The organism is Streptomyces sp. NPDC027185, assembly GCF_055567035.1.
Genome location: NZ_JBVHRF010000003.1, coordinates 715,893 through 742,293 on the forward strand (window position 1 = coordinate 715,893; position 26,401 = coordinate 742,293).

Sequence of the window (26,401 nt, forward strand, 5' to 3'; positions counted from 1 at the left end):
TCGGGCGCGTTCAAAGGGTGCCGAAACCGCCGGTGAGGCGGAGGTACCCGGTGCGCACCGTGGGGTCGTCCTCGTCGAGGCGGGCGTTCTGGTCCGGTTCGACGAGAGGCAGATCGCTCCAGACGGGGGTGGCCGGGTCGCTGCCGTCCGGCTGCGGCAGGACGAGTTCGGACCAGTTCCAGGTGCCGCGCGGGGTGGTGGGGTGGGCGACGGCGAGCGCGGTGGTGAACCGCGGACCCGGTTGCCCGGGAGGTGTGGTCGCGGGAATGGCGCGTTGGGCCGCCAGGACCGGGCTCAGGCGCAGGGAGACGGCCATCGCGGCCATGGCGGTGCGGGTGAAGCGGGTGGGGAGCCGCAGGGTGGTGACCGGAAGCAGATCGGTGGTGGCGTGGACGGCGGCCTGGGGGTCGAGCAGGAGGGTCAGATGCGCCCGGGTGAGGGAGTCGGCGGGCAGCCGGGGCCAGTTGTCCTTGCCGATCGTCTCGACGTAGCCGGTGGGCCGGGGGGTGTCCGGTGCGGTGGTGGCGTAGAAGGTGGTGTAGTCGTCGCCGTGGAAGTAGCCGATGAGCCCGTCGCCGCGTTGTCCGGCGTTGCCGAGCCGGACGGGCCAGCGGTACCCGAGGTGCTCGCGCTCCGGAGGGATGGGCTCGGTGACGGGCGCGGTGAGGCTGCGCCAGTCGAGGGCGTACTGCCATCCGGGGTCGCTGAGGGGCGGCCCGTCGAGTTCGAAGCCGAGACGGGAGCGGACCAGGGCCATGGGGCGGCCCAGGAGCGTGCCGAGGACGTCGTCGCCGTAGGGGTTGCCCGGGTCGATGCCGGTCAGGGCCCGGTCGGTGGTCGACAGCAGGTCCATGAACGCGCCGGCGCCGCGTGCGGACAGGGCCGTGGCGAACCGGTACAGGTGCGGTCTGCGGGTGCGCAGCTGTTCAAGGGTGTGGGTGCCGGAGTGCGGCAGCGCGTTCCAGCTCACGACGAGGCCGGTGCCGCTCCTGCGTCTGAGGGCGAGCTCGCCGAGGGGCGCGCCGGTGGGGGCGTAGCACAGCAGGGACCGGTCGACGTAGCTGGGGATGATCCAGGCGCAGACGGGGGTGGTCCCGGCGGTGAGGTCGACGAGGTGGTGGTCGTTGTGCTCGTTGACGAACGCGAGGTTCAGGCGGGCGGGTTGCAGCAGGCGCGGGGCGAGTTGGGCCCGCTCCGTGAGGGTGGTGGTGCCCTTCTGGGTGAGGCTCGGGGCGACGATCGGTTCGTTGGTGTTGTTGGAGAGGTAGATGTCGAAAGCCTGGCCGAACTCGTCGACGACGCAGAGGTTGAGGAAGCTGATGTGTCCGCCGCGGATCTGGGTGAAGCCCGAGGGCTGCCATGCGTTGCCGAAGGGTTTGGGCAGGGGGCCGGGGTTGGGCAGGTGGCCGCATGCGTCGCCGACGAGACGGCCGATGGTGCCGGGCGGGGCGAGGTTGGGGCCGGCGTCCCGGTTGGCGAAGGAGTCGGTGAGCCCGTCCAGTTCCTGGGAGAGGAGGTCGTCCTCCTCGGCCTTTCCGGCCGCGGTGGCGAAGGCGTCGGCGAGGGGGCCGTCGTAGTCGCCCGCGAGTCGGGTGAGCTGGGCGGCGGTGGTGTACGGGGGCAGGGGGATGAGGAAACGGCGCCCCGTCACCTGGCCCGCGTCCACGGATCTTTCGCGGGCCAGCCGGTAGCGTGTGCCGTCGAATTCCCAGTTCGGCTCGGTGAGGGTTCCGTAGCCGATTTTTTTGTGGGCGACCTTCCACTGGAACAGCAGCGGCTTCCACGGCTGATGCCAGGCTGCGGGGCGGACCCCGGCCGGGACGCCGCCCCGGGGGTGGCCGAGGACGTGGAGGAACTCGGCGAGCAGCGGGGCCACGAGCGGGGGCAGCCCGGTGGAGCTTGTGAGCTTGAGGTGCTCGAACTCCTTCGGGAGCGGGGTCTCGGGGGTGATGCCGCCGGTGAGTTGAGTGGGCATACGGCAGTGCAGGGGGCCGGTGCCGTCCAGCGGCGGGTGGGGTTTGCCGCTGTTGGCACCGGAGATCACCACGGCGGGATCGGTGGACTGCCAGAACGGTGGCAACGCCTCACGGCGCAGCTCGTGGTGGTCGGGCAGGGGCCGCTCTGCGAGATATGCGGCGATGGACTCCTGGAGGTCCTCGCCGGAGTCGTGCGGGATCTTCTTGCGGAGCCCGTCGAGTTCTTCGAGGCGGCGGGCCACTTCGGCGGCCAGGCCGTCGGGGTTGGCCGGGTCGATCTCCGCCCGTAGTCGTTCGCGCTGGTACTGCGGGGGGATGCGGGGCAGGCCGTGCATCCACCACAGCGCGTACAGGCGCCATTGCAGCGCGGCGAGGGTCCGTGCGGCCTTGTCGTAGGCGGCTTGGTCGGTGTTGAGGGTGGCCAGCATCCGCTCGTGTTGCCGGGCGACGCCGGACCAGGTGACGGATTCCTCCCGGCCGCTGGTGTTGCCCGCTTCGGCGGTGTTGACGATGCGCCATACGTGGCCGCCGGGGAGTTTCCCGAACCAGCTGCGGTGCGTCTCCTGGGAGGCGGTGATCGGTCCGTCGGGCTCGTCGAGGGTGTCGACCAGTCCCTTTCCCAAGGCGTGCAGCAGCCCCGCCTCAAGGCTGCCGGGTCCGGCGAGGCCGTCGGGGACCGGCAGGCTGTGCAGGGCGGCGTTGGCCTCGTCCGTGCTGCTGCCGACCGCGACCTTGACCTGCGTGAGGTCCGTGGGGCGGTTCGAGGCGGGGGGCCGGTGCCTGCCCGGGTCCCAGTCGACGCCCTTGATCCGGCCGCAGCAGAGGGTGGACGCCGGCCGCCAGTTCTCCGGCCGGTCCGTGACCGTCCACCTCAGGTCGGTCAGCACGCTGTCCACGGTCGCACCGGGTTCCTTCAGCAGGCGGGTGAGTTCTTCCTGCCCGGCGTCGGAATGCCAGCCGAGGACCTGGTAGTCGATGCCGGTCTTGTCGACCCCCGTGAGGGTGTCGTGGAGGCTGAAGACGTGGTGGTGGTAGGGCTGGAAGGCGTGGAAGGTGACCAGACCCGGCCCGACCGCGGTCAGGAACAGCTCCCTGCGGCGCGGCTCGGTCGTAGCCGGTTCCGTCCACGCCTCTCCCCGCTCGCCGATGTCGCTGCGGCAGCCGATCCGGGTGACGATGATCGTGGAGCGGTAGGGCGTCCGCTCGGGGTCGGTGACTCCTGGCCTCACGGGATGGATGAAGCGGGAGGTGCCCGCGGTCGGGTCGAGGAAGTCGCTCTCGACGATCCATCCGGTCGTGTGCTCACGCGAGTTCTTGACGTGACGGACGACCAGCCAGCGGTTGGGTACCAGCGGGAACTGCGGGGGGCCGTCCGCGGTGCGGGAGGCGCCGTGGCGGAGGGCCTCGGGCACGGACCAGCGCACGTAGACGCCGTCGTGCTTGCGGTACGCGTCGTCGCCGTTCCAGGCGTCCTCGCTCTCGAACGGCCGTGGTTCCGGGGAGAGGTTGTAGCGCAGGAGGTTGAAGTTGCTCTGCCAGCGGCGGAATCCTTGTTTGCGGACGCTCCGATCGACGACCAGGGCGTCCAGTTGCACCGGGACGATCAGCGTGTTCGCGGCGGTGGGCTCAGTCATCGTGCTCGTCTTTCTGCGCGGGCGCGGTGAACGGTGCGTCGGTGCGGAAGGTGCGGCGCTGGGCGTTGTTCATCATCTGGATGGCGAACTCGCTCACGGTCAGCTCGTCCTTGCCCAGCACTTCTGCGAGGTCATCGGCGAGTGCGGCGATCTTCATGACGTTCTCGCCCCGAGGACGGCGGTAGCGGTCCAGCCCGCCGCCTTCCGGGAACTGCACTCCGGTGTCCCGTCCGAGATCGAGCGGGTCCAGGGACCGCAGGCGGATGACACCCCTGCTGATCGGGGAGTGGTCGCGGTCGCGGGACGGTCGGACGTATTCGTCGATGCCGAAGTGCACACCCTGCTGAGGTTCGGCCAGTTCGACCCGGCCCGGTACCCCTTCGATCACGACGAGGAGGACGTCGTCGGCCAGGTGCTCGCGGCGCACCACGGGCAGCGTCTTCTCCCCGTCCGCGCCCTGGGCCTCGGCGTAGGGGCGCACCTCCAGCGCGGGCCAGGCGGCGGCCAGGCGGGAGCGGATGAGTACGCCGGTCAGCGCGGTGCCGGGAGCGGTCAGGGCCGGGTCCGTGCCGAAGACGACCTCGTTGGCCGCGTGGTCGAAGCGGTGCGCCAGGCCCACGCTCAGCGCCCCCTCGGCCAGGGCCCTGGTCCAGGCCGGATCGACGTGGAAGAACCGCAGGCTCTCAGCGGGAAGCATCCGCGCGTCGGGCACCAGGTGGCCGAAGGGAACGCCGGCCAGGTACCTGCGGTCGGCGAGCCACCGGCGGACGGCCAGCAGATCATCGTCGGGTGTGGGAAGACGCGACGACCCGTCGCCCGTCGCACCGGTCAGCGGGGCCGAGGCGTGGCGCAGCCGGTCGAGCAGTCCGGGGTCGTCGCGAAGGCGCTCGACCGTCAGACCGGCGGCCGCCGGCGGGACGGCCGGGTCGGGCAGGGGGGTCGCCGACGCGAGCGCCGCCCACTCCGGGCCGGTGGCCGGGGCACGGCCGGTGACCCACTCCTCAAGACGTCGGCGGGCACCGCCCTCCCACCGGCCCTGCCCGTCCGGGCGGTCGGCTTCCTCTTCGAGCGCGCGGGCGAGCTGGGGACGGAGTTTGCCGCGCAGGCGCAGCAGCGCGGCGCACAGCTCCCGGTCGGCCATGGCCAAGGAGCGGCCGGCGGTGAAGGCGGCGGCCAGGCTCACGTCGAGGATGCCGTACCGCGGCAGGTGGAGGACCGCCTCGGCCGCGCACCGCCGCAGCGGCACCGGACGCTCCTCGCCGGAGCCGGGGGGCCGCTCGGGCGGGGCGGGGACGAACGGGCCGCGGTACCAGGCGAAGGTCAGCCGGCCCTCCTCGGTACGGAAGGACACCGGGAGATATCCGGCAGCGAGCCGTTGAACGACCTCGTGCTGTTCGGGCCCGGCCACCGCCTGCGCGCCCCGCGGTACGCGCAGCAACAGGCCTCTGCCGCCGGGCCCCTGCTGGTCGACGAAGTTGCGGGTCAGGGCGGCGAAGCCGGGTGAGAGGCCGGGCAGGGTCTCGAAGGTCCAGCGGTACAGCGAGACCAGGCGCAGTTTCTCCCCGCCGTTCTGGTCCTGCCGGGCCCGCGGGGCATCGGTGTCGTCGGGGAGGTCCTCGATCCGGCCCTCCAACGACACCAGGTGGGCGACGTACCGGCCTCCGGCCGCCCGGGGGATCCGGTTGCCCATCACGACCGCGTAGTCACCGACCTTGATCAGGTCGTGGTCCACGGTGACCTGCTGGTGCTCCTCCTTGACCAGGCGCAGATGCGTCAGATAGGCAAGCTCCCGCTTGGTGGGCGCCAGTGTGCGGAACTGGTCGCGGGTGACGGTGATCGCGCGGTAGAGCCGGCCCTGTTCGTCCTCAGGGACGGGCGCCCGGGGGTTGAAAGGGACGGCCACACCGTCCTCACCGACGGCCCGATCCGCAGTGACGCGATGCTGTTCCGTCACTCCCATGCACTCCGGGTCGCCTTCGAGTTCCTTCTCCCCGAAGACCAGCAGTGCCACCCACGGCAGCCGACCGTTGTCCGCCCTCCGGAACTCGGCATCCTCACGCTCCCAGGGCAAGGTGGGGCGGGTGAGGGTGACGTGCGGCAGAACCCGGCCGTAGAAGCCGGTCTCCCCGTCCGGCGGGTAGGCGCCGTGCACCCACTCGGGCTCGATGGTGTACCGGGGAGCCCGCACCTCCACCCGCTGCTCGACCGGAGCGCCCTGGCCGGGCAGGTATGCGTTGAACGGGCCGACGTCCGTGCCGGTCACCGACTGGTGGGCGGTGAGGGTGTAGGTCCCCGCGGAGAGGGTGGGCACCAGGTCGTCGACGAACTGGACGTTCAGATCCTCGTTCGGGGTCTCGGCGTATTCGGGGTGGATCATCACACCCTCCCGGGGGCGTCATCAGCGGCCGGTGTCACCGTCGGTGCCGTGGGGGGTGCGGTGACGGCCAGGGACATGGGTACGTCGTCGAGCGGGACGGTGCGGGGCAGCAGGGCCGGGGGGCGGGCGGCGAGGTCCACCACCGCCAGGTTCTTCACGTTCCGCCGGGCGACGAACAGCCGCTTGCTGTCCGGGGAGACGGCCAACGCCACGGGGGAGGGCCCCACCCACACCGGGTCGGCGGACTCCCGCACCCTGTCGTCGGTCACTTCGCACACGGAGACGGTGCCGGGCGCGGAGTTGGCCACGAGCAGCAGCTTCCCGTCGGGCGTGGGGGCCAGGGCGACGGGGTCCGTCCCCGTACGCACGGTGCATGCCTCCTTGGCCGGGTGCAGGGCGTCCGCGGTCACCGTGCTGTGCCCGTTGTTGAGGGCGTAGAGCCATCGGCCCTTCGGGTCCGCGGCCAGCACGGTCGGGTCGGGCCCCGCGTATCGCCATGTCGCCTTGGCCCCCAGGTTGCCGGTGTCGAACACCTGGACGTTGCCGTACTGCGAGGGGACGAGCGTGCTCACGTACAGCCGTGAGCTGCGCAGCGAGGCGGCGATGCCTCCTGGGTGGAATCCGCCGAGGCCCACCCATGTCAACGGCGAGGTGTGGTTTTCGAGGTGGAGGACGATGAGCTGGTCGGACTGCTCGAAGACCATGCCCACGCGTACACCGTCGGAGAAGAGCGCCGAAGCCAGCGGCTTCTGTGTGATCCAGGGCCTCTCGTTCCCCTTGAACAAGGGGACGACAGGGCCCGGCGGGTTGGCCTTGATGTCCAGAACCTGCAGCCGGGAGCCGTAGGGGAGTTCCGGGACACACGCCCGCGTCCCGTCCTTGCCGGCCTGGAGAAATGGCTGCTGTTGTCCTGTGGACGAGGGGGTGAACGCCCTGAGGCTGCACATGTCCACCGGTGTGATGCTTCCCGGGCTGACCGCGTACAGGCGAGGCCCGCCGGGCGTCGGATCCGGGGGGCCGACCGGGCGGTGCGGGACGGTGACGTCGCCGGCCACCAGCCGGTCGTCGGGGTGCAACCGCTCGTTGGTACGGGGGCTGACGTTCAGGTACTCCATGGCGGAGAACAGCCGGTCACGGGCCCAGACCACCGCAGCGCCGGTCAGGTCGGGGACCGTCTCCTGCGGTGTGCCCGCTCCGGGCGGCGCGCCGGTCTCCTGCGGGACCTGGGGCGCGAAGGGCAGCTGTCCGTCCGGGGAAAGATCGTCGTGGGTGAGTGTTCCGGCCTTGATCTGCCCCGGCGTGCTGCCCGGTTGCGGCGGGGGGCGGCGCAGGTCGGCCCCGATGAGCTGGTCCTCGGCCCACTGGGGGCTGTCCACACCGAGTCTGCCTCCGTAGGGGGCCCACAGGGCGGCCGGGAGGTTGCTTCTCTCGCCGGGCCGTTCTCCCGGCTGCTGCGGGGGCACCCAGGAGCCGAGGTCGAGGCGGTTGCCGTGGGCGTCGGTGAGGGCGAGGACGAGTGCGGAGGCCAGATCCTTGCCGTGTGCTCGTCGTGGGCGCACATGGACCGGCCGGCCGTCGATCACCCGTTCCGTGTGGTCCGCGCCGAGCAGGCGCAAGGTGGTGACGGGGACGGCGGTGCGCAGGGCGAAGGAGAAGGTGTCGGGGCCGACCAGCCACGTCTGCGTGTCCGCGGCGTCCGGCCGCACCGGCTCGGGATTCTGCGGGACGAGCCCGTCGATCGCCAGCAGACGCACCACGTGGGCCTTGGCGGGCAGTTGGGCGATGACCTCGTCCCAGGCCACCGGCTTGTCGTCCGGGGGACGGTTCCGGGCGCCGATGGCGAGGGTGAAGCGGACGAAGGACAGGTGCACGGTGACCGTGCCGGACGTCGGCGGCCCGGAGAGCTGAAGTGTCGCCCCCACCTCGACCCGGATCGTGGTGCGTACCAGCCACAGGTTGAGGGTGAAGCACACGCCGATGCTGATGCCGATGCCGACGTCGAACCGGAAGGGGGCCCATTCGATCAGCAGGTCCGCGTACGCGGTCAGCCAGGCGTGCAGGCTGCCGGAGCGGTAGTTCACCGCGAGACGGCCGCCGGCCATGATGGCGCCCGGGGTCAGAGCGAAGTAGACACCGCCGTCGATCGTCAATCCGGTGGTGACCGGCCACACCAGCCCCAGCCGTTGGACCTGCGGATAGTGCGGGGCGGGCACGTAGCGGGGGTGGTAGCCGCCGAGGGTGAGGACGAAGTCACCGGCGTTGCCGCCCGCCGTCCACAGGGAGAACGCGAAGCCGCCGGTGAGCACGCACGCCTCGTCCAGCAGGTAGGAGCCCGGTGCGAGGGCCGCGCTGATCTTGACGACACCCTCACTGGCCCGGTACCGCGCGGACAGCCCCAACCGGGCCCTGGCGTACGGCTTCATCCCCGGCACCGGGCTGCGGGGGAACTGCGCGTCCGCGGTGCCCAGGACCGCCAGGGCGAAGTCGCGGCCCACTTCGAGGATCACCAGCACCTGGCAGTCGAGGAACTCGAACAGGGTGCAGCCCAGGCCCGCGGCGAACCAGAGCTGTCCCGTGGCGGGCCGCACCCACGCGTCCTTCCCGCTCATCAGAGCTTTGAGGACCACCAGCGGGTCGGAATCCGGCTCCTCTCCGAGGTCCTTGAGGAAGGGGAACTCCACCACCCGGTCGCCCTCCGGCACCCGCACCGTGGTGTGGTAGCCGAACCCGGCCATGATCGCGCTGATCGCCACCGGCGGGGCGCCGAACTTCCCGCCCAGCTTGCCGAAGACGAACATCGACGGCTCCGGCAGCTCCTGGTCCTTGGCGTAGCCCGCCAGCGCCGTCAGCCCGTAGCGCTGCATCGCGACGACCAAGGCACCCAGGATCAGCACATCGAACGCCGGGTCCGGCCGGTTGATCAGCGCGCCCTTGATGACCAACGGGGGACGGCCGTAGCCCACACCGAGCCCGTCCAGGCGGAACCGCACGTTCGCCGGGTCGCTCGGTGAGACCCCCACACCCAGGCCGTCCACGGCCAGGAGCAGGCCGGCCATACCCAGCGACGCCTCGAACAGCACCCACACCGTGCCGCCGGCGTACGCCACCCCGACCCGGCTCAGCCGCAGCGGCCCGACCTCCCGCTCCACGGACAGCCACGCCACGAGCGGTGCGCGGCTCTGCTCCGCGGCCAGGTCCTGCGCGGGTGTGCCGCCGCGCTGCGCGGGTCTGCGCGCGGCCCGGACCGTCACCGACGTCGGGGCCTTCTGCCCCGGCAGCAGCACCTCCACCGAAAAACCCACCCCGGCGGGCACACCTTCCGCCGGCAACAGGGGCAGCGAGGCGTCCGCGGCGGCCAGCGCCTGGTTCAGCACCGCCGTACGCTCCGCGGTCAGTCCCTTCGACCCGATCAGGACGCCGAGGCCCCGCACACCGGTGTCCAGCCCTTCGGGGATCTTCCCCTTCAGCAGCGGCACACCGGACAACGAGGCGTTCAGCCCGAGGCTGACCCGAACCGCCCAGTCCCGCTCGCCGCTGTTCTTCCGGCGCGCGGACACCGCCATCAGCGACCCGGCCCCGTCCCTGCCCGCTGCGGCCAGCACGAACGACTTCCGGACCGAGGAATACGCGAGGGTCGCCGTCGTCACCGTGCCCAGGGCGCCCAGGTCGGCCAGGACCTCGTCCTCCGCGCCGAGCAGTCGGGCCAGATCCGCCAGCGATACGCCTTCGGTGTCACTCCAGGTCGCGGTGAACTCCGCGTGCTCCGCCTTGCCGATGCCGAAGACCAATTCCCGGTAGGTCCCCGGGCTCTGCGGCACACGGAGCGTCAACGTGCCCGTATAGGTTTGGATATACCCGGGAGGCGGAGTCCGCCGGGCCAGGCCGACAGAAATACTCAACCGGGCCGTGGCGCCACCGCCCAGCGGGAGCGACCCCGCAGCCTTCAGACGGAACTCCTTGTTCCCGAAGGAGAAGACGACCTTCAAGAACTCGACCGTGATGTCCCGGAGCACCGGCGGGCCGTCGATCCCGAAGGCGTTGAACAGAGCCAGCGGATCGCCGTCGAGACCATCGGTGATGGGCTCCTGCGAACCGTCCGGAGTTACGGCACTCAACGTCATCGCTCCTCGTGTTCCCACGCGATCAGCAGCAACAAGGCGGCGGACAAGCCGGCGCCCCGCGCACGCCGGTCCTCACACCACCCGCTCGATGTGGACCGTCCTGGCCTGTGTGCGGGGACGGCGGACGCGGGCGCCGACGTCAGGGAGCGGACGGTCCGGCGATACAGACAGGTCTCACCGGCGCTTCGCCGGTCGTCGGCCGGATACGGCCACACACCACACACCTTCATGCCCATGGGGAAAGGTGATCCGTTCCGGTCGGGCTCGCGCCGGTTCCGTCTCCTGTGACAACGGGGAGTGCCGGTACGCCGCTGTCCTCGGTCCCCCATGACAAGGACAGGGACCACTGATTCTTCGTGTCTTTCGCGAGGTGGCCGTCGAGCCACATCTCGGCCCCCTGACCGCCGAGAGGAAAGCCGACCAACGTGTTCAACGAAAAACCGTGGACCGGTCCGCCCTCTCTCTTCAGCCTCGTGCAGGTGAACTGGAGGACCGACCGCACTTTCGTTCCGCTCAGTTCGAGCGTGGGAGCCACGATCAGTTTCACGTGTTGCCGGCCAGGACCGGTCGTCACTTCAACGACCAGTTCGGAAATCTCCACGCCCGACAGGTCGTCCGGGAAATCTCCGCCGAACCCCTTCACCCAGTCGACGATCGCGCGGAGCGGAATGCCTTGTGCGGTCCCCCTTTCGCTGAACCTCCGTTCCTCTTCGGCGCGGTCGACGACGGCGAGCGTGATTTTCGTTCCGCCGATGGTGATTTCCCTCATCGGCTGGTCGTCATCGGTCTCTGCCTCGTCCGCGGGGCCGGTTTCCGGCCCCGCTTGCCATACCGTGGGCATCGGGAGCTGGGTGTCGATCTGCGCGCCGGACGGCGGTGGCGGAGCAGGGTAGTAAATCCATGCATTCGGTGTCCACGGCCAGCAGGCATGCCGCCCGGCGGCCGTCTGCTGCACCACCAGCATTCCTTTCAGCGCATCAGCTGCGGTCAAAGGGGCCGTAAGAGGTGCACCGAAAAGATCGATGATGATGAACGCCTGACGGCGGACCTGGAATTCCTGCGCACTCAGCGGAGGGGCGATGACCGTCCACCGGCTGCCGTACTCGAACCCATCGCCTGGATCATCCCTCCTCGCGTCGGGTACGGGCCCGAGGAAGATGTTGGCAGGCAGCCAGCAGAGGAGCTCAACGAGATGATCGAAATGCGGGGGACTGGTCGCGGTGGGGTCGTGGTAATAAGTAGGCCAAGCAGTGGCAAGCGCCCGGAAGTTGTGCTCCTGCCCTTGCTGCGGGGTCCAGGTCAGGTTCGGCAGGTACTGGGGCAGGTTGGCGACGAGGACACCCACGAGGTCGTCCGTGAGGCTTTTGCTGTTCGCGACAGCCCAATCCCAGAAGAATTTGAACTTGCTCCAGGGAATGATGTGGTGGCGCCCCATCGGCGGCGGGTTCTGCTGCGGCGGCCAGTTCGGGATACCCGCAGCCGGCGGGAGCGGCGGGGGCGTCCTCGGGGTGATGGCTCTGGGGCGATTGGCGGGAAGTGTGAGATTGAACGGCGGCACGGCATTCCCATTCCTGTGTGATCCGGGCCTGTCCAGCCCCCGTAAGGCATGGAGGAAATCGGCTCCCTGACAGCATCAAGGCCGGTGGAAGAAGCGGCATGATGCCACTTCTTCCCCACGCTACGGCCGCTGCTGGCGCAGGGCGGGGACCGCGCACTGCACGTCACCTGACAGGTCCACCGAAAACCCCGGAAGAGTGAGTGCCTACGGCCAGTGGCACGCCCCCGCGTAACCACGCCGAAAGGTGAGCCTTTTCCCTCCCGCAACCCGGGTTCAGGACCGGCCACTGCGCGTGAATACGACCACAGTGCCCGGATGGGGGAGAAGACCGTCATGCGGTGAAGGGCAGTACTTGATCATGTGCTGCTGATCCCGTGCGGCACCGTTCTCAGGCGGCCCAGATTTCCCGATCGGAGAGGAATCCGCCATGCCCGAAGCAGCGAATCAGACCCCCCGCCCGTACACCAAGGACGGCAAGGGGAAAGACGCGTGCCCCAGCGGCTCTTTCTGCCTGTACGCCGACGTCCAGTTCAACACCTCCGGCTCCCGCACGGCGATCCTCGTCATTCCCGAGGGCGCCACGGCGAACAACTTCAGCGACTACGGGTTCGACCACAGCGGTGACGGCGTGAGCGCTGTCGTCAACAACACCACCAAGGGGAACGTCCTCTTCAACAAGATCGACCAGCAGGGCGAGAAGCTACCGGTCGACGCGGGCAAGGACATCCCGGACCTGACCAAGTGCCCCCTCAAGGGCAGCCCCGACGGCACCTGGAACGACCAGGCCCAGTCCGCCCTCGCCGCGCCCAAGCCCGTCCCCCCGCCCGTGATCACCGACCCCAAGGACGACCAGCAGGTCTCCAACCGCAAGCAACCCATCAGCGGCACCGCTGACACCACGGTGCAGACGGTCAAGCTCTTCAAGCTCAAGGCGCAGACCCCCTTCGCACAGCCCCCGGTCAAGGACGGGAAATGGAGCTACACGCCGACCGAGGACTGGTCACTCGGCAGACAGCAGATCGAAGCGGTCGCCGTCCGCGACAAGATCGACTCCGGTAGGGCCTACCGCACTTTCTACGTCACCCAGCCGAAGCCGACCGTGGAGATCCTCCACCCGGGCGAAGGCAAGAAGGCCGGTGCCCGCACCCCCGTCGAAGGCATCGCCTTCAACGCCGACAAGGTCGACCTCAAGGACAACGGCACCGCCCTGTCCCCCTCTCCTTCGGTCACCGACAACAAGTGGAGCTTCACCCCCGCGGACGGCTGGACGGTGGGTGCGCACACGGTCACCGCCGTCGCGGTCAAGAGCGGCACACAGGAGAAGTCGGACGAGGCCAAGCGCGGCTTCACGGTCGAGAAGAAGAACCTGACCGTCGGATACGAGTTCACCAGAGGCCCCTGGCAGGAGTACGGGAAGTACGTCTACTCCTACAAGATCACGATGACGGCCGACAAGACCGATGTGAAGCGATGGCGCCTCGGGTTCGAGCAACTGCCCGCCGGATGCCTGCTGTACCCGTCGTTCGTCCAGAGCTTCTGGGGCATGATCATCGAGGACGGCACCAACGGCCGGGTGCAACTCGGCTCACCCGCGAAGGGCACCTACATCGTGCCCAAGGGCCAGAGCCTGTCCGTCCAGGTCCAGGTGATGTATCCGACCGAGAGCGACGCCTACAAGAAGCTCTACGGGCTGTACGCCGAGGACTGGAGCGGCAAGTAGCCGACGTCTCCCACCGCGCTGCCCGGACGACCACCTGCTCCGGGAGGAGCCGGCCGGAACCGGAGGCCGGGCGGCGTGACGAGGCCATCGGTGCGGTGGAAGCCGACTCCAACTCCCCGGGCCACGGACCGGCTTCACCACAAGCCCTTGTCACCCAACGGGATTCGGCCAACCTTGCGTCGTTCCCTCCGCCCGTGAGCACCTCTCCCAGCCCCACGGGGCCACCTACGCATGACCAGGTGAAAGGGGCGCGACGGCGGTCGGGACGGCCGGGCGGCGACGGCTCCGCGCCGGCTGCGGGCCGCGCCGCCGGTCACCCCACCAGGCACGGAGTGACCGGCGGCGCGGCCAACAACGCTGCCTCGAACGCGGCTTCCGCGGTGTCCGGATCAACGCCGTCCGTCCCGGCACGATCAGCCCCGACGGCCGGCGCCGTGGCCGGCGGCGGAGAACTCGACCGCGGACAGGCCGGAGCGGACCGGGCCCTCGACCGGCCCGGCACCGCCGGTGAGATCGCCGAGGCCGCGTCCGTGGCGGCTGCTGTGCGATGACGGCGCCGGCTACGTCCCACCGGTATCGCTCCGCCCGCCGACGCCGGATGCGCCGCCCGGTATCCGTCCCCCTCCAGGAACCCGTTCTGGTACCAATGAACCCGCGTGAGCCTCCTGGACGCCAGGGGGCCGTCGGGCCATGCCCTCCCGCGCGGGCGCCACCGCTGTGCTGTTGACCCTGTCCACGACGCGAAGGTCTCCCCACATGCTCACCGAACCCGTCCCGCAAGAACCCGCCCCGCAAGAACCCGTCGCCGAGGAGTTAGCCGCGAAGCCGCGTACCGCGCCGACCCGGCGGACCTTCCTCGCCACCGGTACGGCCGTCGGGGCCGCCGTCGTCGCCGGCGGTGTCCTCGGCACCGGCCCGCTGTCCGAGGCCGAAGCGGCGACCGTTCCCCCGGCGCCGGCCACCCGCCTCACCGTGACGGTCAACGGCACCCGCCACACGGTCACGGTCGACAACCGCACCTCTCTGCTGGATCTGCTGCGCGAGCACCTGGGCCTGACCGGCTCGAAGAAGGGCTGCGACGCCGGTGCCTGCGGCGCCTGCACCGTCCTGGTCGACGGACGCCGGCAGAACGCCTGCCTCACCCTCGCGGTCCGGCTGGAGGGCGCCGAGGTCACCACGGTCGAGGGCCTGGCCGACGGCGACCGGCTCCACCCCTTGCAGCAGGCGTTCATCGACCAGGACGCCTTCCAGTGCGGCTACTGCACCCCGGGCCAGATCCTCTCCGGCGTCGCCTGCATCAAGGAGGGCCACACCGGCTCACGGGAGGAGATCGCCGAGTGGATGAGCGGCAACATCTGCCGCTGCGGCTGCTACCCCAAGATCGTGAAAGCCGTTCAGCAGACCGCCGGGAAGAAGTGAGGACCGCCGCCCATGCACCCCTTCACCTACCTCCGCGCCGCCGGCACCCGTGAGGCCCTGGCCGCCGGACGGCGCGGCGGCCGCTACATCGCCGGGGGCACCACCCTGGTCGACCTGATGCGCGAGACCGTTGAGCGGCCCGGGACGGTCGTCGACATCAGCGGCCTGCCGCTGGACGAGGTCACCGCCACCGGACGCGGCGGTCTGCGCATCGGCGCCCTGGTGACCATGTCCGAGGCGGCCGCCCACCCCGAGGTGCGCACCCTGTTCCCCGTCATCTCCCAGGCGCTGGAGCTGAGCGCGTCGGCGCAGCTGCGGAACATGGCCACCATCGGGGGGAACATCATGCAGCGCACCCGCTGCACCTACTTCCGGGACGTGAGCGCCGCCTGCAACAAGCGCGAGCCGGGTTCCGGCTGCGCCGCCCGGGAGGGCTACAACCGCTCCCACGCCATCCTGGGCGCGTCGGACGCCTGCGTGGCCACCCACCCCTCCGACGTCGCGGTGGCGTTCGCCGCCCTGGAAGCCCAGGTCCATGTGCTGGGCGGCGACGGGCCGCGGCAGATCCCGTTCGCCGACTTCCTGCTGCGCCCCGGCTCCACCCCGCACAGGGAACAGGCGCTGCGCGAAGGTGAACTGATCACGGCGGTGGAGATCCCGGCCCTGCCCCGCCCGCTCGCTTCCGGATACCTGAAGGTCCGTGACCGGCAGTCCTACGAGTTCGCCCTGACCTCGGTGGCCGTCGCCCTCCAGGTGCGCGGCGGAGTGATCCGCGCGGCCAAGGTCGCAGCCGGGGGCGTGGGCACCGTCCCGTGGAAACTGCCCGCCGTCGAGCGGCATCTGATCGGCGAACGTCCCTCCGCGTCCCTGTGGGCCGCGGCCGGCGCGAAGGCGGCGGACGGAGCCCGCCCGCTGGCCCACAACCGGTTCAAGACCGACTTGCTGAAGCGGTCCGTCGAACGTCAGTTGCGCGTCGTAGGAGGTACGAAGTGAGCCCCCAGCCGCAGGCAGCCGTCGGCGCCCCGCTCTCCCGCGTGGAGGGCCGGCTCAAGGTCACCGGCAGAGCCGCTTACGCCGCCGAGCACGCCGTCGAGGGCGTCGTCCACGCGGTCATCGTCGACGCGAGCATCGGCCGTGGCCGCATCACCTCCCTCGACACCGATGCGGCCCTGGCCCAGCCGGGTGTGCTGCGGGTGATCCATCACGGCAACGCACCGGAACTCCCCTACAAGGACAACCCCGCGTCGAACAACCCGCCGGGCGGGCGCAGACTGCGGGTCTTCCAGGACGACGAGATCCTCTTCCACGGTCAGCCCGTCGCCGTCGTCGTCGCCACCACCTTGGAGGCCGCGCAGCACGGCGCGAGCCTGGTCGAGGTCGCCTACGACGCACAGCAGCCGTCCACCGATCTGTCGAAGGCGAAGCCGGGCACGCCGACGGAGTACGCGCGTGGTGACGCGGCGGCGGCCCTGCGCTCGGCGCCCGTACGGATCGACGCGACCTATCACCTGGCGCGCAACCACCACAACGCGATGGAGCCGCACGCCACCATCGCCCGTTGGAGCGGCGACAACCTGACCGTGTGGGACAAGACGCAGTGGGTGACCGGCACGCGGGCCGAACTGGCCGCCGTCTTCGGCCTCTCCGCCGACGCCGTGCGGGTGATCTCACCGTACGTCGGCGGCGGCTTCGGCAGCGGACTGCGCTGCTGGCCGCACACGGTCGTCGCCGCCCTCGCCGCACGGGAGACGCGGCGGCCGGTCAAGCTGGTCCTGAAGCGCCGGCAGCAGTTCTTCGGCACCGGCTTCCGCCCCTCGTACACGTACCGGCTGAAGCTGGGCAGCGACCGGCGGGGGCGTCTGACGGCGATGGCCCACGAGATGGACGGCGAGACGTCCTCCTACGAGACGTTCACCGAGTCGGTCCTCCGCCCCGGGCAGATGCTCTACAGCACGCCGAACGTCAGCCAGGCGTACCGGACGGTGCCGCTGGATGTGAACACCCCGCTCTACATGCGCGGCCCCGGTTTCGCCTCCGCCTCGTTCGTCATCGAGTCGGCCATGGACGAACTCGCCGCCGAGCTCGGCATCGACCCGATCGAGCTGCGCCGCCGCAACGAGCCGTCCGAGGACGAGTCGAAGAACCTGCCGTTCTCCACCCGGCGGCTGCGCGAGTGCTGCACCACCGGCGCCCGCGCGTTCGGCTGGGACCGGCGCCGGGCCGAGCCGCGCTCGCGCCGCGAGGGCGACTGGCTGATCGGCATGGGCATGGCCGCCGGGGTCTACGACACCGCCCGCAGGGCCGCCCAGGCAGGCGTCCGTCTGAACGCCGACGGCACCGCGGTGGTCGAGGCCGCCACCATCGACATGGGACCGGGCACCTACACCTCCCAGACCCAGGTCGCCGCCGACGCCCTCGGCCTGACGATGCGCGCCGTCACCTTCCGTCTCGGCGACTCCCTGCTCCCGCCGGCCCCGCCGCACGGCGGCTCCATGACCATGGCGAGCGTCGGCTCCGCCGTCCTCGACGGCTGCGACCAGGTCCGCCGCCAGGCCGTCCGTCTGGCCGTCGCGGACCGCCGGTCCCCGCTGTACGGCGCGGAGCCCGAGGACGTCGTCGTACGGGGCGGGCGACTGCACATCAAGGACAACCCGGCGCGGGGCGAGACGTACCGGAGCCTGCTGTCCCGCAACGGGCGCTCCCACCTGGCGGCAGAGGGCTCCTACGCCGGCCCCGCGGCCAAGGAGCGGTACTCCTTCTACGCCTACAACGCCACCTTCGCCGAAGTCGCCGTCGACGCGGCCCTCGGCCTGGTGCGCGTGCGGCGCATGCTCGGCGTGTACGACGCGGGCCGCATCATCAACCCCGAACTCGCCAGGAGCCAGGCGATCGGCGGCATCACCGGCGGCATCGGCACCGCCCTGCTGGAACACACGGTCACCGACCACCGCGACGGCCGGATCGTGAACGCGAACCTGGCCGACTACCTCGTGCCCGTCAACGCCGACGTCCCCGACATCCGGGCCGTCTACCTCGACGGCGAGGACCGTGAGGCCGACCCGCTCGGCGTCAAAGGAATCGGCGAGGTCGTCCACGTCGGCGTCGCACCCGCCATCGCCAACGCCGTGTACAACGCCACCGGCCGCCGCGTACGCCGATTGCCCATCACCGCCGAAGCCCTCCTGTAGCCCCGACGCACGGCACGACGTCCGGCAGGCGCACGGCCCCACGCCGCCTGCCGGACCCGAGCCGCCGTCCCGGCGCCTTCGCGGCCGTCCCTCGCGTGACGCGTGCCGGAAGCCGTGTCCCCCGCCCGGTCCGGGGGCCGCTCACGGATGGAAGCGCCACCGGCCTTCCGACAGGACGTCCACCTTGCCGTCGCTGACGCGAAGGGCTGTGTCGTCGTCGATATGCAGCCGGTGCATGTCCGAGAGAAGCCATCCGTGGTCCCCGGGCTCGGCCATGGACGCCGTGGGAACGTACACGATGTTCGCCGACCGGAACGGCTTTCCCAGCATGTCCCGCAGGGCATCCCGCAGGGTCTCGTTACGCAGCCCGGCCGATGCCAGCGGAAATTCCATCGGGCGACCCCATCATGCCTGGTGGGCCCATGCAACGCACCGACCGCGGACCCGGGGCGGGCCGCACGGCCCCCGCCCACCGGGGACGTCGTCGGCGCTGGGCCGGGCGGAGAGCCCACCCCGGACACGCGGCCCGTGTGCGGTACCTCCGCAACTCGCGGGGCTGCCGATGCGGCCCCGCCGTGGCGGCGCCCGGATCCGTGCCGGGGCGTCCGGTACCGGCTCCGAGGCGCGTTCTTCGCGGCGGCCGGCGAGGCGGCGCTGAGGGACTCCCCACCCGCTTACCGAACGGATGTGCGAATATTGGGTTAGGGTGATTCCAGGGAAGAACTGCGCGAATGAGGCGAAGGGGGCTCAAGGGACTAGGAGGTGCGCACATGTCGTTCACGCATCTCCGTGCAGCGAGCGGCTACTCACTGCGTTACGGGGCCAGCCACCCGCACGTTCTGGCCGAGCGGGCCGCCGAGCGGGGGCTCGATGCGCTGGCGCTGACCGACCGGGACTCGCTCGCGGGCGTGGTGCGCTTCGCCAAGGCGTGCGCGCGGGCCGGGATCCGGCCGCTGTTCGGCGCGGACCTCGCGGTGCCCGGCAGTCTCCCGCCGCCGGCGGCCGGCCCGGCCGGGCACCGGCGGACCCCCGCCAGGGGCGGCGCCTTCGTGACGGAGGCTCCCTCCCGCGCGGTGTTCCTGGCCCGCAGCGCGCGTGGCTGGCGGGAGCTGTGCCGCCTGGTGACGGCTTCGGCGGCGTCGGGCGAGGGGTTGGCCCGGGAGGACCTGACCTGCTCCGGCGAGGAGATGTTCGTCCTCCTGGGGGCGGACTCCGAGGTGGGGCGGGCGCTGGCCGCGGGGCGCCCCGACCGGGCCGCCGCGCTGCTCGCCCCGTGGCGCGAGCGGTTCGGCGGGGCGCTGCGGCTGGAGGTGTCGTGGCACGGCAGGACCGGCACCGGGCCCGGGTCGCTGCGCCTGGCCGCGCGGCTGGCGGGCTTCGCCGCCGAGCAGCAGGTGACGGCCGTACTGAGCAACGCCGTGCGCTACGCCGACCCCGGTCAGGGCGAGGTCGCCGACATCCTGGACTCCGCCCGGCTCCTCGTACCGGTCGATGTCCGGGACGCGTCCCGGCTGGACGGCGGGCAGCGGTGGCTGAAGGATGCCGGGGAGATGGAGCGGATCGCCGCCCGGATCGCCGAGGCGGCGGGCGGCCGGAGCGCGGACGCGCGGCGGCTGCTGGCGGCGACCGAGGAGACCGCGGCCGCCTGTGAGGTCGATCCGGGGGAGGCGTTCGGGCTCGGGCGCCTGAACCTGCCCGAGCCCGCTCTGGTGGGTGCGACGGCGGAGTCGGCCGACCGGGCCCTCGCGGACCGGTGTGCGGCGGGCATGCTGAGCCGCGGCTACCACCGGCAGGCGCGGCGCTGGGACCGGCTGGAGGATGAGCTGCGGATCATCGGGGGGCACGGTTTCGCCGGGTACTTCCTGACCGTGGCCGAGGTGGCGGCACAGGCCCGGCGCCTCGGCATCCGGGTCGCCGCCCGCGGCTCGGGCGTGGGCGCGCTCGTCACGCACCTGCTGGGGATCAGCCCCATCGACCCGGTCGCGCACGGTCTGCTGATGGAACGCTTCCTGTCCGCCCGCCGCTCGACGCTGCCCGACATCGACCTGGACGTGGAAGCGGACCGGCGGCTGGAGGTCTACCGGGCGGTGCGGGAGCGGTTCGGCGCCGGCCGGGTGGCGACGCTCGCGGTGTACAAGACCTACCGCGCCCGCGGCGCGATCGAAGACGTCGCCCGCGCCCGCGGCACGGCCCCCGACGAGGCGGCGCGCCTGGCGAAGGCGTTCGGGCACATCCGGGCCAAGGACGTACGGTCCGCGCTGGCGGAGCTGCCGGAGCTGCGCGCGGTGGCCGCCGAGGACCACGGACGGCTGTGGGAACTGGTCGAGGCCCTCGACGGGCTGCCGCACGAGGCGGCCATGCACCCCTGCGGCCTGCTCGTCTCCGACGCCGGACTGCTGGAGCGCACCCCGGTGGCGCCGACCACGGTGGAGGACATCGCGATGTCCCAGTTCGACAAGGAGGACATCGAGGACACCGGGCACCCGAAGATCGACATCATCGGCGTGCGGATGCAGTCGGCGCTCGCGCATGCGGTCGCCGAGATCGAACGGGTCACCGGCGAACGCCTCGACCTGGACGACGCCGCGCAGGTGCCGCCGGACGACCCCGCCACCTACGACCTGATCTCCTCCGGAGACACCCTCGGCACCTTCCAGCTGGAGAGCCCCGGCCAACGCGAACTCGTCCGGAACCTGCGGCCGCGCTCCTTCGGCGACCTGGCGCTGGACATCAGCCTGTTCCGGCCGGGGCCGGTGGCCGCCGACATGGTGACCCCGCTGCTCCAGGCCCGCGACCGCCGCCGACCGGTCCGCTGCCCGCACCCGGACCTGAAGCCGATCCTCGCCGAGACCGAGGGGCAGGTCGTCTACCACGAGCAGGTCATCGCGATCATGGCGACGATGACCGGCTGCGACGGAGGCATGGCCGACGAGGCGCGCCGCGCCCTGTCCGTCCCCGAGCGGCGGGGCCGGGTCCGGGCCTGGTTCGCCGACCGGGCCCGCCGGCGCGGCTACCCGGCCCGGACCGTCCGGGAGGTGTGGGACGTCCTGGAGGGGTTCGGCAGCTTCGGCTTCGCCAAGGCCCACGCCGCGGCCTTCGCGCACCCCGCCTACCAGTCGAGCTGGCTCAAGGCCCACCGCATGGCGGCCCTCCTGTCCGGACTCCTCACCCACGATCCGGGGATGTACCACAAGCGCGTCCTCGTCGCCGACGCCCGCCGGCACGGAGTTCCGCTGCTGCTGCCCGACATCAACGCCTCCCGGGCCGCACACACACTCGAACTGGTGTCCGGTAAATGGGGTGTACGGATCGGCCTGTCGCAGGTCCGCGGCATCACCGAAGCCGAGAGCGACCGCATCACCTCCGGGCAGCCCTACGCCTCCCCGGAGGACTTCTGGCAACGCGCCCGCCCCAGCCGCCCGCTCGCCGAACGCCTCGCACGCGTCGGGGCGATGGACGCCTTCGGCCCGCGCCGCGACCTCCTGCTGAAGATCACCGAACTGCACCGCTCCACCCGCGGCCACGGCGCCACCGCCGGCCAGCTCCTCATGGAGAACGGCGACACCGGCCCCGCCTCGGACGACACACCGGACCCGCCCACCGGCCTCGCCGCCATGGACGGCTCCGAGCAACTCGCCGCCGAACTGGACGTCCTCGGCATGGACGTCTCCCGCCACGTCCTGGACGAACACCGGGCCCTGCTCGCCGACATCGGCGCGACCCCCGCCGCCGATCTGCCACGGCTCCGGCACGGCGCCACCGTGCTCGTCGCGGGCGTCAAGGTCGCCACCCAGACCCCGCCGATCCGCACCGGCAAGCGCATCATCTTCGCCACCCTCGACGACCCCACCGGCCTGTCCGACCTGGCGTTCTTCGAAGACAGCCACGCCCGCTGCGCCCATACGGTCTTCCACAGCACCCTGCTGCTCGTACGCGGCACCCTGACCCGGCGGCCACCGCGCGCCGTCAGCATCACCGGCACGGCCGCCTGGGATCTGGCCGAGCTGATCGACCTGCACCGCGAGGGCGGCCCCGCCGCCGTCGCCGACCGCCTCACCCTTCCCCGGACTCTTCGAGCAGGGGAGCCCCCCTCCGCGCCCACCGCACGCAGGACGACGCCGCGCCGGACCGTCCCCCGGCCGCCCGGCGGCGCCCAGGCACCCGGGGCCGACCTGAAGCCGCCCGGCACGCCGGCCACCTCGGCAGCCCTGACCGCCCTCGACGGGAGGATCTTCCACCATGCGAGTCCCGGAAGCGCGGGGTGAGCGGCAATGATCCTCTACGTCCACTTCGGCGACCCGCAGCCCGACGCCACCTACCGCCGACTCCTCGGCACACTCGGCGAGTTCACCCCCGTCGTACAGGCCCTGCCGCCCGACGCGGCGCTCGCCGACGTGTCCGGCAGCACCCGCTACTTCGACCGCGACGCCGCCGGCATCGCGGCCCTGATCCGGATGCGTACGGCCGCGCTCTTCGGCCTCGACGCGACGGTCGGCATCGGCCCCAACCCGCTGCTCGCCCAACTCGCCGCCCACCGCGGAGAACCCGGCGCCATCCGTACCGTCCCCGACGACCCCGAAGCCATCACCCGCTTCCTCACCGGGCTGCCCGCAGCGGCGCTGCCCGGCGTGGGCCCGGCCGCCGCCCGCACCCTGGCCTCCTACGGCCTGCACACCGCCGACCGGATCGCCGCCACCCCGCTGCTCACCCTCCAGCGCATCCTGGGCACGGCGACCGGCCGCACGCTTCACGAGCGCGCCGCCGGTATCGACCCCGGCCAGGTCACCACGGGCGCCCCACCCCGCACGCTCGGCGCCGAGCACCGCTTCGGCCACGACGAACTCGACCCCACCCGGCAACGCGCCGCCCTGACCCACCTCGCCGAACAACTCGGCACCCGGCTCCGGGACCAGCGCCGGGTGTGCCGCTCGCTGACCTTGACCGTCCAGTACGCCGACCGCTCCACCACCACCCGCAGCCGCACCCTGCCCGAACCCACCGCCCACAGCCCGCGACTTCGCACAGCGGCCCATGCCGTGCACCGGAGCCTCGGACTGCAGCGCGCCCGGGTCCGCTCCCTCACCCTGCGCGCCGGTGACCTCGACGACGCGGCATCGGCTCCCCGCCAGCTGACCTTCGGCCCCGACGACGACAGGACCCGCCGCATCGAGACCGCAGCCGACCGCGCCCGCTCCCGCTTCGGCCCGGACAAGGTGCGCCCGGCCAGCACCGCCGGAATGCCCTGACCGTCCCGGGGCGCGGGGAAGTCCGCGGCAGCGCCCGCAGGGGGCTGACCCGGTTCAGCGATCGAGCCCGTATCTCAGCACCGGTCCCCGTATCTCAGCAGGAGCCGCGACGGGGCCCGCGTCGCGATGGCCGGGCGGCTCACGGATCGCTCGGCCGCGCCGCGCCGCGCCGCCTTCGCCGGCGGCTAGCGGTGGCCCAGTGCGGACACCAGGCTCGCGACCGTGACGGTGTTGAAGACGAAGGCGATGACCGTGTTCGCCGCAACGGTCCGCCGCATGGCCCGTGACGTCACGTTGACGTCGGTGGTGCCGAACGTCGTCATCGCGGCCAGCGCGAAGTAGACGTAGTCGGCCCAGGCGGGGGCCTGTTCACCGGGGAAGTCGAGTGCCTCCTCGTTCTCGACGAGGTTGTCGGCCTGGAAGGTGACGGCGAAGGCCACGACCACGCAGATCCAGGCGACGACGACCAGAGCGAGAGCGACGAGTGTGCGCGGGAGGGCGGGGAAGGCGGTGCTGAGGTGACCGGGAAGCCACAACACCGCCACCACCAGCGCGGCAGCCGCGATGAAGAGCGATGCCCCGGGCCCGGGTGCGCTCCCGAGGACGTAGCGCTGGGAGAACGTGCCGCGGGCCTCGCGATGCGCCCAGGAGCGGACCTGCTCGGGAGTCACGCTCAAGAAGGCGGCCAGGGTGAGGGCGAGGTAGGGAACGAGGTAGGCGAAGAGGACGAGTACGCCGACGTCCGCCGCCGAGATCTGCGCCACGCTGTCGTTGGGCAGGACCACCGCCGCGCACACCGCGAGGACCAGGCTCACCGCCGACCGGCGCCGTTCGGAAAGCCAGTGGTGCACGGACGAGCCTCTCCGGACGGACATCATGGTGACGGGCGCCGCCGGGCGGGCGGATCCCGGCCGATGGTACGAGTGCTCCGGCCCGGCGTCGTGGCGGCGGGACCGCGGCGTGTCGGGCGCGCGTGCCACACCGCGCGGAACCGTCCGGGCCCGCCCTCCGTAACCGGTTTTTCTGCCGGTCGGCCGGGCCGGGTGCTGCGCCGCCGTTCTCCGCTCGACCGTGACGACATCCCCGCCGACCAACTCGGGGCCATCGGCGACGGCTGGATGATGATGTTCCCCATCGAGCCGGAGAGGTTCACACCGAGCCGCATCCAGGCCCTCCTCGATGCCGCCATCACCTTGACCGCCCCGCCTCCGGGCGCCCGCCGTACCCCCGATGCGTAAGTGACCTTCGGCGGCCGACGCGCCGCGGCGAAACCGTTCGGGCGCTGCGGGGCGGGAGCGGCGGGCGAGGAGCGCGGCGGCACCCGCCCGGGAGGCGACGCGGTACGCCGCGGGGGAGGGGCGGCCGGGGTCACCGGGCGTTGCTCCACCCGGTTGTGCGGGAGTACGAGTCCAGCAGGTCCACCACGAAGATGAGGGTCGAGCCCGCCGGGATCAACGGCGAGGGTGACTGCTTGCCGTAGCCGAGGCGCGGGGGAACGGTGATCTCGCGCCGGCCGCCGACCCTCATCCCCCGCACCCCTCGGTCCATGCCCTTGATGACCTTGCCACCGCCCAGGGTGAACTTGAACGGCCGGCCCTGGCCCCAGGAGGCGTCGAACTCCTTGCCGGACTCGAAGGTCACCCCGACGTAGTGGACTCTGACCACCATGCCCGGCTTCACCTCGGCACCGTCCCCGACGGTCAGGTCCCGGACGGTCAACTCGGTAGGAGCGTCACCCTCCGGAACATCGACCACGGGCTTCGTCGGTTCACTCATCGCAGCCTCAGCACTCTCCGCCGGAAGCCCTGGCACGGACCGGACTCCCGCGTGGACCCTCCACACAGCAGACGGTCACGCTACCGAGATGCCGGGCGCGGAGCCCGCCAGGGCCTGCCCGCGGCGAGCGCCACGCCTCGTCCAGCCGGTCGCCGCCAAATGTTCGGGGGCGACCGGTTCGGTCTCGACCACGCTGGTCCGGACCGGTGTGGCCATCCGCTTCGGGGCGATCGCGAGGTCGCGGGAGCAGGCGTTGGTGGCCAGAACGGCACGCTCGGCGCGGACGCGGCCGCCGGGCACGCCGACGACGGCTCCCGAGGCGTGGGGCTCGACCGCGCGTACGGCGGTCCGCTCGTACACCCGCACTCCCGAGGCGAGAAGCCCCTTGCGCAGAACGAGCGCGAACTTCCCGGGGTTCAGCAGCCTGCCGGCCCGCTCGAAGACACCGCCGAGGAACGTCTTCAGCAGGCCGAAGCTGCCGCCATCGACATGTTCCACGATGATGCGGTGATCGGCCGGTTGGCCTCGCCGGAAGCCGGTGCCGTCGCCGGCGCTCCGACCGCGTAGGTTCGCCGGGTCGATTCAAGACTGTGTCGACATGGTGAAGTAGATGTCCTCCATTCCGGACACCGCGGCTTCGGAGTGCCGCACGCGGAACAGGCTGGCCTGCATCTCATCCCAGCCCCACGGGTCCGAGTGCCCCAGCGCGAGGCCGCCCAGCCGGTACCACTCCACCTCGTTCGGGGCTGCTTTCAGGTCGAGGCCGGCGTTATCGAGTGCCCATCCCGTCAGGTTCAGCGAGGCGATCACCTGATGCGGGTCACCAAGGACGACGAACGGCTCCTCGTCGGTCCATCCGAAGGCGTGGAACATCGCACCGTCCGGCAACAGCACCACGTCCTCGGTGTGCTCCATGCCTCCGTGGTAGGAGCAGCGGCCCACGATCCGCGCGTCGGGGAACCGTTCACGCAGCCGCTCGGCCTCGGACATCACCGGGGTGCCGTTACCGTCGTCCGCGAATCGCGGACCGGAGATGCTCAGCATGGCCCCCCACGCGGCGGCCTGGACGAGGTCCAGATCGGACCGGGCGTTCGACGGCAGCGAATCCTGCACCGAGACGAGGCCCAGATCCTCCAGAACCTCCTCGATGTCGTCGAACGACTCAGCGAACGCACGTGCCTGGGCAGGGTCGTTGGGCGGCAGGTCGCGGGCGTCGATGTTGAACGGCGGCTGGAACACGGTCAGATGGCACAGACCCGTCGAGCCGCGCACTATCCGATCCGGCGGGGAAGTCCAGTAGCTGGTGTCAGTCATGCGGGCCACCGTATCGGCAAGCACGGGCCGGGATTTCAGCGAACGGGCACTGGGTCTGCACCCATGGGATGC

Annotated in this window: 15 protein-coding genes and 1 pseudogene; 7 read left to right on the plus strand and 9 right to left on the minus strand. The window is 71.5% G+C overall.

Features of this window, described 5'->3' with window-relative positions; translation table 11 throughout:
* Positions 1-10: 10 nt before the first annotated feature.
* From ACZ4M8_RS13260 to ACZ4M8_RS13275, 4 genes are all read right to left on the minus strand, one after another.
* On the minus strand, positions 11-3,610 hold the full coding sequence (locus ACZ4M8_RS13260) for a hypothetical protein (protein ID WP_467606385.1): 3,600 nt from the start codon (positions 3,608-3,610) through the stop codon (positions 11-13).
* Positions 3,603-5,987 carry a hypothetical protein gene (locus ACZ4M8_RS13265; RefSeq protein WP_467606386.1) on the minus strand — a complete coding sequence of 795 codons (2,385 nt, stop codon included), beginning with the start codon at positions 5,985-5,987 and terminating at the stop codon, positions 3,603-3,605. Before ACZ4M8_RS13265 ends, ACZ4M8_RS13260 begins: the two co-directional genes overlap by 8 nt.
* Positions 5,987-10,102 carry a DUF6603 domain-containing protein gene (locus ACZ4M8_RS13270; RefSeq protein ID WP_467606388.1) on the minus strand — a complete coding sequence of 1,372 codons (4,116 nt, stop codon included), beginning with the start codon at positions 10,100-10,102 and terminating at the stop codon, positions 5,987-5,989. The genes ACZ4M8_RS13265 and ACZ4M8_RS13270 overlap by 1 nt, the downstream gene beginning before the upstream one ends.
* A 232-nt stretch (positions 10,103-10,334) precedes the next feature.
* Positions 10,335-11,666, minus strand: coding sequence for a hypothetical protein (locus ACZ4M8_RS13275; protein ID WP_467606389.1), 1,332 nt, complete (start codon positions 11,664-11,666; stop codon positions 10,335-10,337).
* A gap of 427 nt (positions 11,667-12,093) precedes the next feature.
* Here ACZ4M8_RS13275 and ACZ4M8_RS13280 point away from each other — a divergent pair, with 427 nt between their 5' ends.
* From ACZ4M8_RS13280 to ACZ4M8_RS13295, 4 genes are all read left to right on the plus strand, one after another.
* On the plus strand, positions 12,094-13,386 hold the full coding sequence (locus ACZ4M8_RS13280; RefSeq protein ID WP_467606391.1) for an Ig-like domain-containing protein: 1,293 nt from the start codon (positions 12,094-12,096) through the stop codon (positions 13,384-13,386).
* A gap of 756 nt (positions 13,387-14,142) precedes the next feature.
* The gene (locus ACZ4M8_RS13285; protein WP_467606392.1) at positions 14,143-14,805 is read left to right on the plus strand and encodes a (2Fe-2S)-binding protein; all 663 of its coding nucleotides are present in this window, start codon (positions 14,143-14,145) and stop codon (positions 14,803-14,805) included.
* Positions 14,806-14,817: 12 nt separating this feature from the next.
* Positions 14,818-15,798 carry an FAD binding domain-containing protein gene (locus tag ACZ4M8_RS13290; protein WP_467606395.1) on the plus strand — a complete coding sequence of 327 codons (981 nt, stop codon included), beginning with the start codon at positions 14,818-14,820 and terminating at the stop codon, positions 15,796-15,798.
* Positions 15,795-17,993, plus strand: a complete 2,199-nt coding sequence (locus tag ACZ4M8_RS13295) for a xanthine dehydrogenase family protein molybdopterin-binding subunit (protein WP_467606396.1) — start codon at positions 15,795-15,797, stop codon at positions 17,991-17,993. Before ACZ4M8_RS13290 ends, ACZ4M8_RS13295 begins: the two co-directional genes overlap by 4 nt.
* Before the next feature lie 222 nt (positions 17,994-18,215).
* On the opposite strand, the pseudogene ACZ4M8_RS13300 reads toward ACZ4M8_RS13295, so the two are convergent.
* Positions 18,216-18,386, minus strand: a pseudogene (locus ACZ4M8_RS13300) (peptidase E); the annotation flags it as partial.
* Between the two features lie 377 nt (positions 18,387-18,763).
* On the opposite strand from ACZ4M8_RS13300, the gene dnaE reads away from it, so the two are divergent.
* Complete coding sequence (gene dnaE / locus ACZ4M8_RS13305) at positions 18,764-22,258, plus strand: DNA polymerase III subunit alpha (protein ID WP_467606398.1); 3,495 nt, start codon at positions 18,764-18,766, stop codon at positions 22,256-22,258.
* A 6-nt stretch (positions 22,259-22,264) separates the two neighbouring features.
* Positions 22,265-23,239, plus strand: a complete 975-nt coding sequence (locus ACZ4M8_RS13310; protein ID WP_467606400.1) for a DNA polymerase Y family protein — start codon at positions 22,265-22,267, stop codon at positions 23,237-23,239.
* 185 nt (positions 23,240-23,424) lie between these two features.
* Here ACZ4M8_RS13310 and ACZ4M8_RS13315 read toward each other — a convergent pair whose 3' ends face one another.
* Positions 23,425-24,090: a DUF1345 domain-containing protein gene (locus ACZ4M8_RS13315; RefSeq protein WP_467606403.1), complete on the minus strand. Its 666-nt coding sequence runs from the start codon at positions 24,088-24,090 to the stop codon at positions 23,425-23,427.
* Positions 24,091-24,282: 192 nt separating this feature from the next.
* Between ACZ4M8_RS13315 and ACZ4M8_RS13320 the strand changes: the two genes are divergently transcribed.
* Positions 24,283-24,477, plus strand: coding sequence for a hypothetical protein (locus ACZ4M8_RS13320; RefSeq protein ID WP_467606405.1), 195 nt, complete (start codon positions 24,283-24,285; stop codon positions 24,475-24,477).
* A 130-nt stretch (positions 24,478-24,607) separates the two neighbouring features.
* Here ACZ4M8_RS13320 and ACZ4M8_RS13325 read toward each other — a convergent pair whose 3' ends face one another.
* The 3 genes from ACZ4M8_RS13325 to ACZ4M8_RS13335 all read right to left on the minus strand — a co-directional run bounded on the left by ACZ4M8_RS13325 (position 24,608) and on the right by ACZ4M8_RS13335 (position 26,329).
* Positions 24,608-25,015, minus strand: coding sequence for an FKBP-type peptidyl-prolyl cis-trans isomerase (locus tag ACZ4M8_RS13325; RefSeq protein WP_467606407.1), 408 nt, complete (start codon positions 25,013-25,015; stop codon positions 24,608-24,610).
* A 75-nt stretch (positions 25,016-25,090) separates the two neighbouring features.
* The gene (locus ACZ4M8_RS13330; protein ID WP_467606409.1) at positions 25,091-25,513 is read right to left on the minus strand and encodes an FAD-dependent oxidoreductase; all 423 of its coding nucleotides are present in this window, start codon (positions 25,511-25,513) and stop codon (positions 25,091-25,093) included.
* A gap of 84 nt (positions 25,514-25,597) precedes the next feature.
* Positions 25,598-26,329, minus strand: coding sequence for a DUF6333 family protein (locus ACZ4M8_RS13335; RefSeq protein ID WP_467606411.1), 732 nt, complete (start codon positions 26,327-26,329; stop codon positions 25,598-25,600).
* Positions 26,330-26,401 lie beyond the last annotated feature (72 nt).

What these genes read in the sequence shown, in the direction of transcription:
- ACZ4M8_RS13290 (WP_467606395.1), top strand. Translation starts at nt 14,818, where the DNA reads ATGCACCCCTTCACCTACCTCCGCGCCGCCGGCACCCGTGAGGCCCTG.
- ACZ4M8_RS13265 (WP_467606386.1), bottom strand. Translation starts at nt 5,987, where the DNA reads ATGATCCACCCCGAATACGCCGAGACCCCGAACGAGGATCTGAACGTC.
- ACZ4M8_RS13280 (WP_467606391.1), top strand. Translation starts at nt 12,094, where the DNA reads ATGCCCGAAGCAGCGAATCAGACCCCCCGCCCGTACACCAAGGACGGC.
- ACZ4M8_RS13325 (WP_467606407.1), bottom strand. Translation starts at nt 25,015, where the DNA reads ATGAGTGAACCGACGAAGCCCGTGGTCGATGTTCCGGAGGGTGACGCT.
- ACZ4M8_RS13260 (WP_467606385.1), bottom strand. Translation starts at nt 3,610, where the DNA reads ATGACTGAGCCCACCGCCGCGAACACGCTGATCGTCCCGGTGCAACTG.
- dnaE (WP_467606398.1), top strand. Translation starts at nt 18,764, where the DNA reads ATGTCGTTCACGCATCTCCGTGCAGCGAGCGGCTACTCACTGCGTTAC.
- ACZ4M8_RS13310 (WP_467606400.1), top strand. Translation starts at nt 22,265, where the DNA reads ATGATCCTCTACGTCCACTTCGGCGACCCGCAGCCCGACGCCACCTAC.
- ACZ4M8_RS13285 (WP_467606392.1), top strand. Translation starts at nt 14,143, where the DNA reads ATGCTCACCGAACCCGTCCCGCAAGAACCCGCCCCGCAAGAACCCGTC.
- ACZ4M8_RS13335 (WP_467606411.1), bottom strand. Translation starts at nt 26,329, where the DNA reads ATGACTGACACCAGCTACTGGACTTCCCCGCCGGATCGGATAGTGCGC.